Source organism: Sphingopyxis sp. L1A2A (genome assembly GCF_005502465.1).
Taxonomy (GTDB): domain Bacteria; phylum Pseudomonadota; class Alphaproteobacteria; order Sphingomonadales; family Sphingomonadaceae; genus Sphingopyxis.
Genome location: NZ_SCOT01000040.1, coordinates 1 through 17,434, shown reverse-complemented (window position 1 = coordinate 17,434; position 17,434 = coordinate 1). Strand labels below are relative to the sequence as shown.

Sequence of the window (17,434 nt, the reverse complement as noted above, 5' to 3'; positions counted from 1 at the left end):
GTTCAATGCCCGCCTGCGATGGAACGGCCCGAAGTAAACCAGAATGAGAACCCAATGACCCTGAAAAAGCCCCTCACCCGCCTTGCCGCCTGGACGCTGACCCCGCTCGCGGTCCTCGGCCTTGCAACCGGCGGCCCCGCGATCGCCCAGTCGTCGTCGACGCTGGCGGCGGTGCAGTCCCACCTGAAATCGACCGGGTCGATGACCGCCGACTTTGTCCAGACCGACCGCAACGGACAGCGTCTTTCGGGCAAGCTGACCCTCAAGCGCCCCGGCAAGATCCGCTTTCAATATCAAAAGGGGGTGCCGCTGTTGATCGTCGGCGACGGCAGCTCGCTGACGATGATCGACTATGAAGTGCGGCAGGTGCAGCGCTGGCCGGTGAAAAACTCGCCGCTCGGCGCGCTGCTCGATCCCGATCGCGACCTGACCAAATATGCCAAAGTCGTGCCGACCGGCAGCGACGATGTGCTGAGCGTCGAGGTGAAGGATACGAAGCGCCCCGAATATGGCACGATCACGATGGTGTTTGTGCGCGACGGGGCGGCGCCCGGCGGCCTGCGCCTGCGCGGCTGGGTCGCGCTCGATTCGCAGAACAATCGGACGCGGATCGATCTCAGCAACCAGAAATTCAACGTCGCGGTCGCCGATTCGGCGTTCCGCTGGACCGATCCGCGCCCGAATAAGCGCGGTCGCTGACCAAAGCTGAACGGAATATTCAGGCCGGGAATTATTTTTTCAGAAATTCCCGGCCTTTTTCCGTCCAACCGCCGCCCAGCATCGACGAACTGCAAAACTGGCGGTGAACCGCCGATTTTTGTTCAGCTTGGCGACAGGGAAGGCTCGCTATTTCAACTCTCGAAGACGCCAACACGGCTCCCGGATTTGGGTTTCCCCCTGTTGCCCCACCCGGATTGTCCGGTGTCTTCATTCAAGAGCGTGACGAACGCTGACCTTGAACCCCCGTTCCACCGCCCCTGGAACGGGGGTTTAGTTTGTCCGGCGTTTTTTGCCGCCAACGCGGCTTTGCGGCACCAGCCCGCTCCCCGAGCGCAAGATTCGTCCGCGCGGCGTTGCACCCTCGCACGCGCCCCGATAGAGCCACCGCATGACTCGCACCAGCATCGCTTCGTGGAATATCAACAGCGTCCGCGCCCGCATCGGCATCGTCGAAAAATTCCTGCGTGAAGAGGCGCCCGAGATTCTGTGCCTGCAGGAAACCAAGGTCGAATGCGGCACCTTTCCCAAGGATATGTTCCAGTCGCTGGGTTATCGGCATATCGTCACCCACGGCCAGCGCATGCACCATGGCGTCGCGATCGTCAGCAAGGTGCCGCTGACCGAGGTGCGCAAATATGACTGGCAGGCGAATGGCGAGGCACGCCACGTCGGGGTGACCCTGCCGTCGGGGGTCCGGCTCGACAATGTCTATATCCCCGCGGGCGGCGACATTCCCGACCGCGAACTCAACCCCAAATTCGGGCAAAAACTCGATTTCTTTGGCCGCATGACCGAATGGTCGGGGGCGCTGAACGGCACGCCCACGGTGCTGACCGGCGACTTCAACGTCGCGCCGCTCGCCAGCGACGTGTGGAACCACAAGGCGCTGCTCGACGTCGTCAGCCACACCCCGGTCGAAGTCGAAACGCTCGCGCGGTTGCAGGCAGCGTCGAACTGGGTCGACCTTGGCCGCTATTTCATCGCCGCGCCGACCCCGCTGTTCACTTGGTGGAGCTACCGCGCCAAGGATTGGGAAGCGTCGAACCGCGGCCGCCGCCTCGACCATATGTGGATAACCCCCGACCTGCTGGCAAAAGCGGTGTCGCACCGCATCGTCCAACCGGCGCGCAGCTGGGACCGGCCGTCGGACCATATCCCGCTGGTGACGGAGTTCGCCTTTTGACCGACAGCCGGACGGGTCTTGGCGCCCGTCAGGCGGCGCGCGCGATCGACGCGCTGCGGCGCGGCTGGCCGTTCCGGGTCGTCGGCAGCGACGGCGCACTTGACCTGTTGGCGGTCGAAAGCGCGCGCGATGCCGCGCTAGCTGAATTTGCCAGTCACGATGTCCTGCTGTCGGGCGAACGGGCGGTCACGCTGAAGCTGACCAACCAGCGTGCCGCCGCGGCGCCCGGAGCGGTGCGAGTGGCCAACGCCGCCGCCACCGTCACCGCGGCGCTGGCGATTGCCGATCCGGCGCTCGATCTCGCCCATCCGCTGAAAGGACCGTTCCGTACCGTCGCGACGGGCGGCGAAAGCGCCGCCGCCGCCGCGATGACGATGGCGCGCCACGCGGGGCTGCTGCCAGCCTTTTTTGTCCGCGAAGCTGTCGGTGAGGCCGAGACTTTATGCACCGCCGACGACGTTGCGGCGCTGCTCGATCCCGCGCGGCTCCAGATCGCGGCGCGCGCGCGCCTGCCCGTCGCGGCCAGCGAAACCGCCGAAATCATCGCTTTCCGAAGCCCCGAAGAAGCGTCGGACCATGTCGCGCTGGTCATCGGCCAGCGTGACGCGGGTCCGCCGGTGGTGCGCCTGCACAGCGAATGCCTGACCGGTGACGTGCTCGGCAGCCTGAAATGCGATTGCGGACCACAGCTCCACGCCGCGCTACACGCGATGGCGGGCGCGCCATGGGGGGTGCTGCTGTACCTGCGGCAGGAGGGGCGCGGCATCGGGCTGGTCAACAAGCTGCGCGCCTATGCGCTGCAGGATCAGGGCTATGACACGGTCGACGCCAATCTGCGGCTCGGCTTTCCGGTCGAGGCGCGCGACTTTGCGATTGCCGGGCGGATGCTGGACTTGCTCAACATTCCGCGCATCCGGCTGATGACCAACAACCCCGAAAAGGTCGCGCGGCTGGAAAAGGAAGGCGTCGAGGTGGTCGAACGCCTGCCGCTCGCGCTGCCGACGAACAAATATAACGAGCAATATCTCGCGACAAAGCGCGACCGGACCGGGCACCAGCTTTAAACACGTCGCCGCCGCGAAGGCGGGGCCGTTGTCGGGTTTATACCGACAAGGCAGAATAGGCCGATAGCGGCCCCCGCCTTCGCGGGGGCTACGCCATTTTAATGCACGAACCTTGCCACCACGTCGCGGTAACTGCGGCTGACCTTCACCTGCGCGCCCGATCCCAGCACCAGGAAGCATTCGCCGTTGGTGTGCGGCTTGACCTGCTTGACCTGCGACAGGTTGACGATCGTCGAACGGTGGACGCGCTGGAAATTGCGCGGGTCGAGCCGCTTTTCCAGATCCTTCATCGTTTCGCGCAGGATCAGGCTGTTGTCGGCGGTGTAGATGCACATATAGTCGCCCGCGGCGTCGATGCGTTCGATGCTATCGACGTCAACGCGGAAAATCTGGCCGCGATCCTTGATATTGATCATCTTTTCGTAGCGGTCGGCGGCATGCGCGTCGGGCGCATTTTCGCTGCCATAATCGTCGGCGGCATCGGGCGCGACCTCGGCCAGCACCGTTTTCAATCGTTCAACCTCGGCGACGCCGCGCTTTTCGGTCAGCCGCTGGCGCACCCGGTCGAGCGCATCGGCGAGCCGCTCGGGTTCAACCGGCTTGACCAGATAATCGACCGCCTGCGCCTCGAAGGCGCGGATCGCATGGTCCGAATAGGCGGTGACGAATACCACCAGCGGCGGTTCGACCTCCATCAGTCCCTGAATCACCGAAAAGCCGTCAAACCCAGGCATCTGGATGTCGAGAAACACCAAGTCGGGCTTGTGGGTCTTGATCTTGCGGATCGCTTCGCGGCCATTTTGTGCGGTATCGACGATTTCGACGTCCGCATGCGGCTCAAGCCGCAGTTGCAGGCCTTGGGTGGCCAGTTTTTCATCATCCACCAGGATGGTTCTGATCGTCATGTCGGTTCGGTTCCAATCGTCATTTGCCCATCGGGCTGAAACGGAAACTCGATAATCACCGTGAATCCGCCATCAGCGCCGCGTTGGGCATCGAACCGGTGCTGGTCGCCAAAAGCCTGCGCCAGACGGTCCCTGATATTGGCTAAACCCACGCCGGTCGATTCCGTTGCAGGGCCTGTGGTGGGGTCCGTGCCATCGGCTGGCAATCCCGCGCCGGTGTCGGACACGGTAATCCGAACATTTTGACCGGCCAGCTGTGCGGACAGCGTGATATCGGCGCCGTCCTCCTGCGGTGTGACCGCATATTTGATGGCGTTTTCGACCAAGGGTTGCAGCAACAGCGAGGGCAGCCGCGCCCGCGCCACCAGCGGATCGATCGCGAAATGCGGGCGCAGCCGCTCTTCGAACCGCATCTTTTCAATGTCGAGATAGAGCTTCAGCGTCTCGATCTCCTGCGCCAGCGTGACCTGCGCGGTGGGTTCATTGGCCAGCGTGTAGCGCAGAAACGCCGACAGCCGCGACAGCATGGCATTGGCGGGTTCGGACTGTTTGAGCAGCACCAGCGTCGAAATGCTGTTCAGCGTGTTGAACAGAAAATGCGGGTTGAGCTGGTAGCGCAGCATCGCCAGCTGCGCCGACGCCGCCTGCGCCTCGAGCCGGATGACGCGGTCATTCTGTTCCTCAAGCTGGAGAAAATAATTGATCGCGAAGTAAAGCGCCGACCAGGCGGCGAGCGACGTCGCATCAATATAGACTGCGCCAAGCAGCAGGCTGGTGAACCCCGCCTCGCTGTTCGGATTCTGGATTTGCGCGACCCAGGCGTCGATAAACGCCCACAAGGCCGTGGCCAGCCCCGACAGCCCGAAACTGACCCCCCACATGAGCAGCGGCCGGCGGCTGATCAGCGAGCGATAACAGACCGACAGGATGAGCGAGAGCGAAAAGCCGGTGATCGCCGAAATCGTCTGCGGGATCAGAAAGGTAAAGGGCTGGCCGTTGGCCAGACCCGACACCCCGCGCAGACCGAGCCATGCCGCCCAGCCCAATATCTGCAGGTTCCAGAAGGCGCGGACCTTGTTGTCGAAAAACGGTCCCGGCGAAGACAGGCGAAACAGCGGCATAGGGGTCCGTAAGGTAGCGATGGTCAGCGCCCGCGCGCACGCGGCCGGAAACCGTCGCGGCCGATCATTCGGCGGCCACCGGCGCCAGTCCGGCGTCGGCGCGGACCCGCGCCTGGCCCAGCGGCTGCAGTTCGGCGCGGTGCTTCCACAGCAATTCCTTGTAATTGATCACCCGGCCATCATGCGCGGTCAGCGTCACCGGCCCGATCGGCTGTTCGTCGCGGGCATCGACCAGCACCGGGGTCGACGGCACGCCGGCGCCCCATTTTTCGCCCCATTGGCGCAGCGCAATCATCGCGGGAAGCAGCTCGATGCCCTTTTGAGTGAGCTGGTAGCGCACCTTGCGGCGGTCTTCGGTCATCACTTCGCGCGCCATGATGCCATGATCGACCAGCCGCGACAGCCGGTTCGACAGGATGTTGCGCGCGATGTTCAGTTCTTGCTGAAATTCCTCGAAATGATGGACGCCGTTAAAGGCAGCGCGCAGGATCATGAACGACCAGCGTTCGCCCATCGCTTCCAGCGCCAGCGGCAGGGCGCAATTGCCCCCATCCATGTCGTTCAGCAGTTCGCGTAATTTTGCCATGCCCCAAGCCCTAACGTAAAATCGACCCTCGCGCCAAAAAAATATAGGGGTTCGCGTTGCATTTCGCAACGCGAACCAGGCCCGGCAAACGCGCGGCCATCGATGCCGCCACTTCCGGCTCAATCGGAGGCTTCAGGAAGTCATCCGGTTGCGCGCGATCACGAGCCACCAGCGCGCCAGCGCGGGCAACTGCGCCGCGACATGCCCAGGATCGGCACGAAAGGCACGGCGCACCAAATCGAGCCGCCAGCGGCGACTGCTGCGGAGCGCCAGACCCAGCAGGATTTCGCTGCGACTGCGCGCGGGCAGCGTGGCCGGCAGCGCGCGTTCGACAATTTGCGCGGTGAGCGCCTGGATCTGTTCGGCGCGCTGGCTCGTCAGGCTGCCGCCATGCTTGCGATAGAGGTACAAATCCTCGTGCAGCGCGACGAAGGCAAAGCGCGGCGCAGCGCGCAGCCAGAAATCATAATCCTCGACCCCGAACAACTGGGTGTCATAGCCGCCGAGTGCCTCGGTCACGCGGGCGCGGTAAAGGAAGCAAGCGCCGATATTATTGCCGTACAGCAGCCGCTCGACCGGCCCGACCCGCGACCGGCCGAGCTCGACCCCGGCTTCGTCGATCAGCATGAAATCGGCGTGGACGACGTCGGCGTCGGGATGCGCGGCAAGCGTCGCAACGAGGCGACCGAGCATCGGCGGCCGCAATAGATTGTCGTCCGACGTCCAGCTGTGCAGGTCGCCGCGCGCCGCCGCAAAGCCGTGATTGAGCGCCGCGGGCAGCCCGACATTGCTGTCCAGCCGCAGCAACCGGACCCGCGGGTCGCGCGCCGCGGCATCGGCCATGATCGCGGGCGATGCGTCGCGCGACGCATCATCGACCAAGATCAGTTCGAAATCGGTAAAATCCTGCGCCAGCACCGAATCAATGGCGTCGGCCAGCCAGCGCGCACCATTGTGCACGGGCATCACCATCGACACCCGCGGCGGCGCGGTCGAATCGAGAGCTTCGGTCCCCATCAATCGCTTGTCCTACCCGCCACGAACGATGCTTCCAATCGCCTTTACCAAAGTTGCTAACGCCTTGGGGAACCGCGCAATCAAATTTCACGTTGCAATTGGGCCGACATGAACGACATTGGACGCGATGCTGCGCCAATATGAACTTGTCGAGCGCGTGCGCGCTTATGATCCCGACGTCGACGAGGCGCTGCTCAATCGCGCCTATGTGTTCACCGTCCAGAAGCATGGCAGCCAGAAGCGCGCCTCGGGCGACCCTTATTTCAGCCATCCGGTCGAGGTTGCGGGGATTTTGACCGACCTGCATCTCGACTGCGAGACGATCGTCACCGCGCTGCTCCACGACACGCTCGAAGATACGCTGACCACCCCCGAAGAGATCGAGCGGTTGTTCGGCGCCGACGTCGGCCGCCTGGTCGACGGGGTGACCAAGCTGAGCAAGATCGAGGCGCAGACCGAAAATGAGCGCGCCGCCGAAAATCTGCGCAAATTCCTGCTCGCGATGTCCGACGACATCCGCGTGCTGCTGGTCAAGCTGGCCGACCGGCTGCACAATATGCGGACGTTGCATTTCATCCAGAACCCGGAAAAGCGGCGGCGCATCGCCAAGGAAACGATGGATATCTATGCGCCGCTCGCCGAGCGGATCGGCATGTATGAATATATGCGCGAGATGCAGCTGCTCGCGTTCAGCGAGCTTGAGCCCGAAGCCTATGCGACGATCACCGGCCGCCTCGCCAAGCTGACCGCGGGCGGCAAGGATAAGGTCGCCGGAATCAGCCGCGAGTTCAAGGAGCTGCTGGCCAAAAACGGCATCGACGCCGATGTGTCGGGGCGCGAAAAGCACCCCTATTCGATCTGGCGCAAGATGCAGGAACGCCACGTCAGTTTCGAACAGGTCACCGACATCATCGCGTTCCGCATCATCACCCCGACCGACGCCGACTGTTATGCGGCGCTCGGCCTGCTTCACCGCAAGTGGAAAATGGTCCCCGGGCGGTTCAAGGACTATATCTCGACGCCCAAGCGCAACGGTTATAAATCGCTGCACACGACAATCATGCACCAGCAGAATATGCGGATCGAAATCCAGATCCGCAGTCTGGGGATGCACCAGCAGTCCGAATTCGGCTTCGCGGCGCATTGGGCCTATAAGCAAGGCGGATCGGCCCCCGACGGGCAGGCGGGGTGGATCCGCGACCTGATCGAAATCCTCGAACAGACGCACGATCCCGAGGAGTTCCTGGAAAACACGCGCATCGCGATGTACCAGGATCGCATCTTTGCCTTCACCCCCAAGGGCAGCCTGCACCAGCTGCCGAAGGGCGCGACGCCGGTCGATTTCGCCTATGCCGTCCACACTGGCCTCGGCGACCGCACTGTCGGCGCCAAGGTCAACGGCCGCCTGGTGCCGCTCCGCACCCAGCTGGCGAACGGCGACACCGTCGAAATCCTGTCGTCCGACAAACAGAAGCCGCAGCCGGCGTGGCTGGGCTTTGCGGTCACCGGCAAGGCGCGCGCCGCGATCCGCCGCCATGTGCGGTCCAAGGAAAAGGTCGAGCTCGCGGCGCTCGGCCGCAAGATGTACGACGAGATTGCGCTGCGCCTGCCGAACAAGGTCGGCGACAAGGCGCGTGCCGCGGCGCTGATCCGGCTCAAGCTCGACAGCGACGCCGCATTGTATGTCGCGATCGCCAAGCAGCGGCTGACCGACAATATGGTGCTCGAAGCCCTGGTCCCCGGCATCACCGCCGAGATGAAGGCCAAACCCGGCAAGTTCGGACAAGGCGCCGCGGTGTCGATCGCCGGGCTGACCCCCGGGGTCGCCTATCAGCTCGCCGATTGTTGCCACCCGGTGCCCGGCGACCGCATCGTCGGGCTGGCGCGCCCCGGCGAAGGCATCGAAGTCCATGTCATCGACTGTCCCAGCCTGGCCGACGGGGTCGATGCCGACTGGATCGACCTTCGGTGGCAAGAGGACAGCGAGGGCGGCAATGCCCGGCTGTGCATCGTGATCCTCAACGAACCCGGCACGCTGGCCGAAATGTCAGGCATCCTTGCGGCCAATATGGCGAATATCACCAATTTGCGGCTATCGAACCGCGAGGGCGGTTTCCACACCTATGACGTCGTCGTCGAAGTGCGCGACGTCCATCATGTGATGCGAATTTTGTCGGCGCTGCGCGCGTCGGACAGCGTGGTTCAGGCGGAGCGGCAGTAGGCGGGACGGCGGCGTCTGTTTGGGGGTGGCGAGAGCCATTGCCGTTTTCGGTTATCCCGGGCCGGGGCTGCGGTCCGGTCGGCGCATGGACCGGCCATCGTGCCAAAGTTCAGTAAAGTTCAGCCTGGTGCAACGCCGCATTTGTCACGCCGGGCGAACAGGCTGCGCCCGAATCCTGGGTGTATCCGTAAGCCGGGCGCTGACCGTTTTTCCACATATTGAAAGAGCTGCTATGAAGGCTGGCACAGCGGAATAATGTAGGACAGCGTTTTTTAGCTGCGGATGGCGGCTTTGGGGTGGGAAGTGGACATTGCATATCCTCCCCATCGACTTGCGATGGGGAGGGGGACCGCCGCGAAGCGGTGGTGGAGGGGCAGCAACGTCGCAGCCCCTCCGTCAGCCCTACGGGCTGCCACCTCCCCATCGCAAGTCGATGGGGAGGATTGCTTAAGACCGCTATCGGTCGAAAACTGCCTTAGCCATCAATTCGCGTACAGCGGCGGCCGCCAGCCGCTTTGATCGACCTCGTCGCGGACCTTGTACACCAGCCCCTTGCTGTTGAGGAACAGCTTCTCCATCTCGGGCCGGGTGAACGGGCGCGAACCGAGCCGCCCGAACACTGCCATCTGGCCGCCGGTCTCGTCGACCGCGCGGTCGCGGTCGAGGCCTTTCGACAGCGCCAGCGCGGGCGACGGGGTCTTGGCCCAGGCGATCAATTCGGGGGTCGGTTTCGGCGAGAAGCCATAGAGGCCCGGATTGTCGGGGCTGGTCAGCTGGATCACCTTGATGCCGCCGCGCCCGTCGGCGACATAACCGAACAGCGACGCATTGGTCGATGCGACGATGACGTCCTCGGCGTCGGTCATTGCGCCGCCAAAGGTCAGCCCCGGCCAGACGATCGGCGCCGCGGGGCGCGTCACATCGACGATGACCAGCCCGTCGGCCTTGGCCGCGACATACATATAGGTGCGCGCCAGATAGATTTTGCGCGCATTGGCGAGTGGAACCGTGCCTGCGGGCACCGCGACCGGCTGCGCCAGATTGGTGACGTCGAACAGCTTCACCCCCTCGGCATCGGTGACCCACAGATAGCGGAACTGCACCGCGCTGGCGCGCGCGTCGGTCAGCGGCAGCTGCGCGGTGACCTTGGGGGCAAGCGGCGTCGACAGGTCGAGCACGACCAGCCCCGCATCGGTGGTGATATAAGCGATGCTGCCCGCGAGCGTCACATGCCGCGCCCCCGCCAGCACGTTGCCCGCGTTCCACGTCAGCGCGCGGGTCAGCTTGTTGTTGCGGAATTCGCCGTCGGCCATCGTGTCGATGTCGACCAGCACCAGCCCCTCGACGCTGTCGGTGATGACGGCGTAGCGGTAGATGTCGTGCATCACCTGTTCGTGGTTTTCGGGGAAATTCTTGACGATATTTTCGTTGCGGCTGACGCTGATCGGCTGCGTCGTCGCAATCGCCATGCAGGTGGCATTCTTCGTCTTCACGTGCGTATCGTGGCCGAGCGCCGAGAAGGGCGCGCGGACGATGCGTTCGGAGAAACCCTTGTTGCCGATTGACGCGACGTCATAGATGCGGAACCCGCCCTTGCCCTCGGCGACGAACATATATTCGCCGCGCTGTTGCAGGCAGTTCACCCGGCCGCTGGTGTCCTGAACGATATTCTCGAACTCTTCGAGCGCCTGCGTCTCGCCCGAGCCCTGTTTGTCGAAGGTCTTGCCGCGCACCCATTTCTTGAGCTCGCGGCCGTTCTGATCGACGTGCAGCTTCCAAAAATCGGGATAGCTATATTTGTGGAGGTAGCTGCCGATCACCGCCTGCGGCTCGTCCCATTCGGTAACGCGGGTGGCCTGGAAGCCATCCTCCATCCCGGACCAGACGTTGAGGCCGACGAAGTTGACGAAGTTGGTGCCGAGCAGGTTCAGCTGCGCCATGATCGCATTATTATCGTCGGTCGCCGAAACATGGCAGTCGCTGCACTGTTTGGTTTCGGAACGCCGCACCGTGTGCGGGAAATGCGGGGCAAAGGCCTGACTCGAATAGCCCGCCGACGAAATCGGCGGCTGCTGCACATAGATGCGTTCGCGGTTGATGTTGGTCGACGACAGGATCAGCGCCGAGGTCGAGCGCACTGGGGTGATGATGCCGCGCACTTCGCCGTTCGGACCCGGCTCGCCGGGCTTGGTCAGCTGATGGCGGCCGAGCTGGAACATCTCGTCGCGCGCCACCTGCGGATTGTAAGTGGCGAAATTGCGCGTCTCCTCGCCCTCGAAATGGTGCATCTTGGTCTTCCAATTGGCCTCGATCGGCAAATGGCAGCCGCCGCAACTCGTCGTCCACGACAGGTGGCAGGTGAAACAGGTCAGCTTGTCGTCGCCATGCGCGCGGTCTTCCTTGGCGACCCCCGGTCCCCATTCATATTTGCCGTCGTCGCTACCCGCCCGCGCCATCAGTTTGGCACGCGCTGCCTTGGCGTTGAAATGCGGTCCCGGGGTCACCGCCTGCTTGACCAGACTGACCTGCCATTCGAGCTTGGGATCGACGATCGAGCGCTGGATCAGCCCGATCACCTCGGCATCGTCATTATACTGGAATTCAAAGCGGCGGCGCCCATCGGGGTTGCGCAGCAGCGCGAGATTATTGCCCTGCGGCCGCGCCGCGACGTTCGATGTTAGCAGGTTCGGAAACGCGTCGGCGGTGCCGTGGCAATCCTTGCAGCTGATTTCGACCGCGTTGGCGACTTCGCCCTGGATATAGCCATTGCCATGGCTGTCCTGCGCGAAGTGGCAATCGGCGCATTGCAGGCCCTTTTCGGCGTGAATGTCCATCATATGGACCGACTTGCCGGGGTTGATGCCGGGAGGCACGAATTTGCCTTCGACGCCCGGCTTGCCGGGATCGGCGCTCGCCAGACACAGGTCGCGCTCCTTGGGATCGGTGTAATGGCTACAGCTTTTGCGCCATTTTTCGGGATCCTTGGGGTCGATGATGTTCGCGGTGTCGGTGCCATAGGTTGCCATATTGCCGTCGGCGTTCAGCAGATTGCCGGTCCGGTCGCGCTTGAAGATACCGCGGAAATTCCAGCCATGGCCGTGATAATCGGCGAACTGGGTGTCCTTGTTGCTGTCGTTGACATCATAGACGTCGCGCAGAAATTCGACATCGGCCCACAGCCCGCGCGTTGCCGCGGCCTCGGGGTTGCGTTCGAGCACCGCATGCGCCTCGGCCGCGGTCGGATAGCGCTGCTGCTTGTATGTCTTCTGATACTCTTCGTCGCTCATCCCCGGCGGGCGCGGTGCGGTGTTATCTGGTCCCGGCCACATCTGCGGCGCGTCGGATTCATAATCCCACATCGTGTAGCCGAGGTACGAGTTCAGGAAGATGTTCGGCTGGTGCATGTGGCACGTCATGCACTGCGAGGTCGGGATCGCGCGGGTGAAGGCGTGGCTGATCGGATGCCCCGATTCGCGGCGTGGGCGCGGTTCGCGCTGCGGCGCCCCGGCGGTCGCGGCGGCAGGGTCGATCAACCCGCCATGTCCGGTCCCGCCGACAAAGCCGTCGTCGGGGGCCATATGCGACGCATCCGAATGACCGCCGCCAGCGGGCTTTTTCTCGGCGCCATGATCGCCCGCGCCGATCCACAATTTGTCGCGGATCGTCGGATCGACGGTGTCGGTTTCGCCGTCGCGGCCATATTTAGCATAGGTCAGGCTGTGGCGCGGTTCGCGGTCGTTGGCATAGACGACGTGGCAGCCCGAACAGCCCGAATGGCGATAATCGCCCGGCTGGTCGTTGGTCCCCATGAACCACATCAGCGGATCGTTGAGGCGCGTCTTGTGAATGTTGAGCACCGGGATCGCGACGCGCAGCCCGGTGCCGGGGCCGCGGTTCGACTGTTTGAGGTCGGGACGCCCGGGCTCCTCGAGCCGCTGGATGCTGCCCGTCGGGTTGGGCAGGCCGATTTCCGGGAATTGCGTCGCGATGTTGCGCCCGCCGCGCTCGAAGACGCGGAACACGTCGCCCGGCGGGATGACGCTCCACCGCGGCAAAGGGTACATTTTGGCGAGCGCGCCACGCTTTTTCTCCTCATCGGTCAGGATCTTGTCGAAACCGAACTCGGGCTTGCACGCCTCCTTATATTCCTCAGCGGTCAGCCGCGACGATGGCGACAATATGCAGGCGGGCTTGCCGGTGCGCGTATAAGCCTCGCCGAACACATAATTCTTATACGGCACGATGCCGTTGTTATACGCCGCCCCGCCCCACAGCATCGCCGAGGTCGACATCAGCGAGCGTTCGGTCGCCTCGATCACTTCGAGGTGGCACGCGCCGCACGCCTCGCGCGCGACGCGGTAATCGCTGGGATTCACGAAGCGGATGAATTCGGGCGATTCCTTGTTGAGCAAGGTATAGCTGCGCTGCGGGTTCGCCGAGCTGTCGTGCCAGGCGCCGGGCAAGGTCGGTTGCGGATGCGCGAGCGCCATCACCGCCTTGTTGGTGGCATGGGTGTAGCCGAGCGACGGGGTGCCGACCTGGCTCGCGTCGCCGCCGTGGCAGTCGGTGCAGCCCAATCGCACCGCGGGGGTCGCGTGCATCGACGGCTGGTCGGTGCGCGTGTGGCAGCTGTAGCAGCCCTCCGACTTGGTGCTGACATCGGCTTCGGTCTGTTCGCGCGGGGCGGGCGGGGTGAAGCGATAGGTGATCTTGAGCGGTTTTTCTTCCTCGGCAGCGCGTCCGACGCTGGCGCCAAAAGCGGCGCACATCGCGATGAAGGCCAGCAGGGCAAAGAGTTTGCGCATCATCATCAAAAACTCAAAATCACATTGGCGAGGATCGACACATAGGCGTCGTTCTTCTGCTTGTTATCGAACAGATCCTTGAACCCTTTGCCGGGCAGCAGCACCGCGCCGCTGAGCCGCCCGACGATATTCTGCGTCGCCTTTGGCCGCCAGATCGTCGCGACCGACAGGTCGAAACCGATGTCCCTGGGAATCGATCCTTCGGTGCGCAGCGCCTGCAGGCTCGACGTGTCGGCGAACCACAGATGATTGGCATTGGCGCTGACGCGAAACTCGGGGGTCAGGTCGAAATCGGCGCCCGCGCCGACAAACACCGTGCCCGGATTGTTGAAATTCGACTGCCCTTCTTCCTTCGACGAGCGCAGCGAATTGAGAATGCCGTTGCGGCCGTTGATCGAAATGACGCGGCCGCCGCCCGCGAAGGGGATCGTCTGGCGAATCCAGTAGCTGGTGTCGGCGCCGCCGAAGATCGGGTTTTCAAAGATCGCGTCAAAGCCGCCTTCGGTGTTGTTATACGGGTCGCCGTCGCCGGTCGCATAGAGCCCCGACAGGCGGAAGCGCATCCAGTCATAGTCGTAGCTGAGTTCGACGGCGCCAAAGCCCGCGCGGATTTGCGCGGGCTTGCTGGTGAAGAAACTGTTCCGGTCCTCACCCAGCGCGGCATAGAAGCTCGCGGTCAGGTTGATCCGCCCGATCCGCCCGTCGGCGCTGTAACCCAGATAAACAACATCATATTCGCGCCCGCGCAGGTCGCCAAGCAGCGCCGGACGCACCGGAAAGCCGTTGTGGTCGATCTGCACGTCATTTTTTTCGCGGTTCATGTTGTAGGTCACGCTGACCTGACTGGTCAGCCCGACAAACGGGAAATCCTGGCGATAGAGGTTGGCGGTCAGGATGAAATCGTCGCGCGGGGTCTGGGTGATGTCGTTCAGACCCGAATTGGTGTCCTTTTCGAGCCGCCAGAAGGCCGCGAAATTATATTGGAAACGATTGTTGTCGCGATTGCCGAACAGGCGGATGCCAAGCTGGCTGTCGTTGAACAGGAAGCCGCGGAAATCGCTCTGAAACGGCTGGATACCAAGCCGCACCGAGTAAAAATCATAGCGGTCCGACGTGTTACCCAGATGCTTGTCGACGAACAATTCCTGCACCCCCAGGAACGAGTCATAACGATGGCTCGCCTTCGACGGGCGCACGTCGAGCACGCGGCGTTCGGGGGCGTCGACATAATTGGCCTGATAAGCGAAGGTGACGCGATATTCGATGTCGGGCGGCTTGAATGCGGTCGACCCCTTGATCAGCGCCGCGCCGACAATGAAGGTCTGCGCGAACACAAAGCTGCGGTCCTTGCCGAACACATCGAGGCTGCCCGGCCGCTCGGTGGTCTGGACGCCGACCGGGATCGGGAAGGTGCGCGGTTCGAACACCGTGTCGGACACCGCATTGGCGACGATGAACCAGTCGTCGCCCTTGATCGGCAACCATGGCACTTTGCTGCGGTCGATCGCGCGGTCGCCCTTGTAGGTGTTCTGGTGATAGGGATCGAACCAGCGTTCCTTGACCACCCCCAGGCTCTCGATCAGCCGCCAGCGATCGGGGACCGGCAATTGATCCTCCATCCCGGGAAACGCCTGTGGCGGCGGCGGGCGCAGCGCGCCGACATTGTCCTGCGTCAACGCATCGGGCAGGTCGGGGCGATAGCCGGGGCGACGGCGACCCTCGATGATCTGGGTGACCAGATCGTCCTTGATCATGTCCTGCCAGTCGACCGGCGGCGGCGGCGGGGTCAATTCCTCGACGGCCGGCTGCGGCGCGGTCGCGGCGTCGCCGCCGACGGTCGGATCATCTGGCGCGGGCGGTGGCGGCGTCACCTCGCCCCCCGGCGCGCCCTGCGCCGCGAGGCTGGCGATGATCGGCCAAAGGCTGCCCCCCGCCATCATCACCTAAAGCCCGTCGCAGACATTTTGGCTCGACGAGTCGAGGAACGGCGCAAAGGGGCAGCTGATGTAGCGCAGCCGCACTCCGGCGCCGACGTTGACGACAACATTGTCCGACCGCAGCGGTTTGGGCGCATTGCCGATGCCGCCGACGCGCGCGCCGCCATTATGCGCGCCCAGGAAGCTGATCATGTCGTCCTGATCGATGCCGTCGCCCGACACGCCGATCGCACCGACCAGCTGGTTGCCGCGATAGATGGGCACCGATCCGGGGAAAATCTGGATGCCGTTCTGGAGCCGGTTCTGCCCCGCCGCGACGTCGGGCAGGGTCGTGCAGCGCGCCGGAGTATCGGTCGGGCTGGCGCCCGAAACGAACCCCAGATGCGCGCCGAGATTGCCGATGATCAGCGCCGATTGCAGTCCGGTCGAGAAGGGATTGAACTGCGCGATCGGGCGCGACAGCGGGCCGTGCGGCCGCCCGACCTCGCCATCGGGGAAATAGGGGCGCGCAAGATTGCCGATCGCGCGGTCGGCATAAGCGACCGTGCCGGTCAGCGCCACCGGGTCGTTCAGGAAGCTGCGCGTCGCGGGGACGAATTGGCGGATGTCGGCGCTGGCGTTGGCGCTGAGCTCGGTCGCGGCCTGCGCGCCGGAGAAAAACGCCGCGGTGCGTGCTTTTTGCAACGACACATCGGTGCCGAAAATCGGCGCGTCGGGCGACCGCACGATGCCCAGCACCGATCCATGGGTGTCGACGATGCTGATCGTCACCTGCGCGCGGCTGTCGAGCGGGCGGCGGATCTGCGCGCGCGCGCGGCTCATCACGGTGAAGGCTTCTTCCAGCACCGCGCGCGCCTCGGCCTGCGTCAGCGGCGCGCTGTTGGTCGCGCCGTCGGTTCCGGCGCGCAGCGGATAGCGGTTTGTCCCGCTGCCGTTGGTCAGCACAAAGGCATCGCGGTTTGAAAATTCGGCCGCGGTCGATGCGCGGATTCCCGACGCTTCGCTGCCATAGGCGATCCCCGCGGTCACCGCGGCATTGGCATAGCCGATCACCGCGACCAGATTGCCCGCGCTGCCGTTCAGGCTGGCAAAGCTCGCGCTGCCGCTGGACATCACCCCGGCGAAAGTCGCGTCGGAAAAGCGCAAGCTGGTCCCGTCAACGGTGATTTTGTCGGCGGTGATCGTCGATGGTGCCTCGAACCCGCGCGTTCCCGCCAGCGCGATGAATTCCTCGGCGTCGTTGTCGATGTCGAGGATATTGGGATCGCTGCCATAAACCCCATCGCCCATCACCCCGATGCCGCCAACCAGCACGCCGTTCTTGTACAGCGGCAGCCCGCCGGGATCGGCGGCGAGGCCGAGCGGCGAGCGTTTCGGGCCGATCAGCGCCGCGCCGCCCACGGCGCCAAAGCGCGCCGACAGGTCGCTGCACGGCAGCTGACTGAACTGCACCCCGAACAGCGGGCCGCTCTCTAATCCGACGGTGGTCGGCGCGGGCGGGAAATGTTCCTGGACGATCTGGCTGGCGGTGCGGGTCGAAAAGGCGTTGCCGCCGCTCGACAGATAGGCGCCGGTCACCGCCTTGGCGATCGCGCCGCCCTCGGCGGGGAAGGTCACATTCTGTGCGTCGATGTTCACGCCGTTGGGCGCTGCGGACGTCGTCGCGGTGGCGCGCGCGCCGGTCATGCGGAACACGCCCAGCACATTGCCGACGCGATCGGTCACCGCGATCACCGACGGCAGGCTGCGCGCCTGCGCTTCGGCTATGGCTTGTGCGAGCACGCGCTCGACATCGGCCGTGGTCAGCGCCCAACGGCGTGAACATCGACGCACAGAATGTGACCTTCCCCGCCGAGGGCGGCACGATCGCCAAGG

11 protein-coding genes are annotated in these 17,434 nt (G+C 64.0%); 4 read left to right on the top strand and 7 right to left on the bottom strand.

What is annotated here, in order from left to right; translation table 11 throughout:
• The first annotated feature begins 54 nt into the window (after positions 1 to 54).
• The 3 genes from FFS68_RS15715 to ribA all read left to right on the top strand — a co-directional run bounded on the left by FFS68_RS15715 (position 55) and on the right by ribA (position 2,967).
• Positions 55 to 699, top strand: a complete 645-nt coding sequence (locus FFS68_RS15715; protein ID WP_137754139.1) for an outer membrane lipoprotein carrier protein LolA — start codon at positions 55 to 57, stop codon at positions 697 to 699.
• Positions 700 to 1,108: 409 nt separating this feature from the next.
• Positions 1,109 to 1,903 carry an exodeoxyribonuclease III gene (locus FFS68_RS15710; RefSeq protein ID WP_137754138.1) on the top strand — a complete coding sequence of 265 codons (795 nt, stop codon included), beginning with the start codon at positions 1,109 to 1,111 and terminating at the stop codon, positions 1,901 to 1,903.
• Positions 1,900 to 2,967 (top strand): GTP cyclohydrolase II, encoded by a 1,068-nt coding sequence (gene ribA / locus FFS68_RS15705; protein WP_137754137.1) that lies wholly within the window; start codon positions 1,900 to 1,902, stop codon positions 2,965 to 2,967. The genes FFS68_RS15710 and ribA overlap by 4 nt, the downstream gene beginning before the upstream one ends.
• Positions 2,968 to 3,065: 98 nt before the next feature.
• Here ribA and FFS68_RS15700 read toward each other — a convergent pair whose 3' ends face one another.
• From FFS68_RS15700 to FFS68_RS15685, 4 genes are all read right to left on the bottom strand, one after another.
• Positions 3,066 to 3,872 carry a LytTR family DNA-binding domain-containing protein gene (locus FFS68_RS15700; RefSeq protein WP_137754136.1) on the bottom strand — a complete coding sequence of 269 codons (807 nt, stop codon included), beginning with the start codon at positions 3,870 to 3,872 and terminating at the stop codon, positions 3,066 to 3,068.
• On the bottom strand, positions 3,869 to 4,993 hold the full coding sequence (locus FFS68_RS15695; RefSeq protein ID WP_137754135.1) for a histidine kinase: 1,125 nt from the start codon (positions 4,991 to 4,993) through the stop codon (positions 3,869 to 3,871). The genes FFS68_RS15700 and FFS68_RS15695 overlap by 4 nt, the downstream gene beginning before the upstream one ends.
• A gap of 64 nt (positions 4,994 to 5,057) precedes the next feature.
• Positions 5,058 to 5,579 (bottom strand): helix-turn-helix domain-containing protein, encoded by a 522-nt coding sequence (locus tag FFS68_RS15690; RefSeq protein WP_137754134.1) that lies wholly within the window; start codon positions 5,577 to 5,579, stop codon positions 5,058 to 5,060.
• Positions 5,580 to 5,711: 132 nt separating this feature from the next.
• Positions 5,712 to 6,596 (bottom strand): glycosyltransferase, encoded by an 885-nt coding sequence (locus tag FFS68_RS15685; protein WP_137754133.1) that lies wholly within the window; start codon positions 6,594 to 6,596, stop codon positions 5,712 to 5,714.
• Positions 6,597 to 6,723: 127 nt separating this feature from the next.
• On the opposite strand from FFS68_RS15685, the gene FFS68_RS15680 reads away from it, so the two are divergent.
• Positions 6,724 to 8,817: a bifunctional (p)ppGpp synthetase/guanosine-3',5'-bis(diphosphate) 3'-pyrophosphohydrolase gene (locus FFS68_RS15680; protein ID WP_137754149.1), complete on the top strand. Its 2,094-nt coding sequence runs from the start codon at positions 6,724 to 6,726 to the stop codon at positions 8,815 to 8,817.
• A gap of 482 nt (positions 8,818 to 9,299) precedes the next feature.
• Here the strand turns inward: FFS68_RS15680 and FFS68_RS15675 are convergent, their stop codons facing one another.
• From FFS68_RS15675 to FFS68_RS15665, 3 genes are read right to left on the bottom strand one after another with little or no spacing between them, the layout of a single operon-like run.
• Positions 9,300 to 13,586 carry a hypothetical protein gene (locus FFS68_RS15675; protein ID WP_249340198.1) on the bottom strand — a complete coding sequence of 1,429 codons (4,287 nt, stop codon included), beginning with the start codon at positions 13,584 to 13,586 and terminating at the stop codon, positions 9,300 to 9,302.
• A gap of 41 nt (positions 13,587 to 13,627) precedes the next feature.
• Positions 13,628 to 15,562: a hypothetical protein gene (locus FFS68_RS15670; protein ID WP_249340196.1), complete on the bottom strand. Its 1,935-nt coding sequence runs from the start codon at positions 15,560 to 15,562 to the stop codon at positions 13,628 to 13,630.
• Positions 15,563 to 15,565: 3 nt separating this feature from the next.
• Positions 15,566 to 17,392 (bottom strand): heme-binding protein, encoded by a 1,827-nt coding sequence (locus FFS68_RS15665; RefSeq protein WP_137754131.1) that lies wholly within the window; start codon positions 17,390 to 17,392, stop codon positions 15,566 to 15,568.
• Between the last annotated feature and the right edge of the window lie 42 nt (positions 17,393 to 17,434).

What these genes read in the sequence shown, in the direction of transcription:
- FFS68_RS15715 (WP_137754139.1), top strand. Translation starts at nt 55, where the DNA reads ATGACCCTGAAAAAGCCCCTCACCCGCCTTGCCGCCTGGACGCTGACC.
- FFS68_RS15710 (WP_137754138.1), top strand. Translation starts at nt 1,109, where the DNA reads ATGACTCGCACCAGCATCGCTTCGTGGAATATCAACAGCGTCCGCGCC.
- FFS68_RS15700 (WP_137754136.1), bottom strand. Translation starts at nt 3,872, where the DNA reads ATGACGATCAGAACCATCCTGGTGGATGATGAAAAACTGGCCACCCAA.
- FFS68_RS15695 (WP_137754135.1), bottom strand. Translation starts at nt 4,993, where the DNA reads ATGCCGCTGTTTCGCCTGTCTTCGCCGGGACCGTTTTTCGACAACAAG.
- FFS68_RS15690 (WP_137754134.1), bottom strand. Translation starts at nt 5,579, where the DNA reads ATGGCAAAATTACGCGAACTGCTGAACGACATGGATGGGGGCAATTGC.
- FFS68_RS15685 (WP_137754133.1), bottom strand. Translation starts at nt 6,596, where the DNA reads ATGGGGACCGAAGCTCTCGATTCGACCGCGCCGCCGCGGGTGTCGATG.
- FFS68_RS15680 (WP_137754149.1), top strand. Translation starts at nt 6,724, where the DNA reads ATGCTGCGCCAATATGAACTTGTCGAGCGCGTGCGCGCTTATGATCCC.
- FFS68_RS15675 (WP_249340198.1), bottom strand. Translation starts at nt 13,586, where the DNA reads ATGTGCGCCGCTTTTGGCGCCAGCGTCGGACGCGCTGCCGAGGAAGAA.
- FFS68_RS15670 (WP_249340196.1), bottom strand. Translation starts at nt 15,562, where the DNA reads ATGATGGCGGGGGGCAGCCTTTGGCCGATCATCGCCAGCCTCGCGGCG.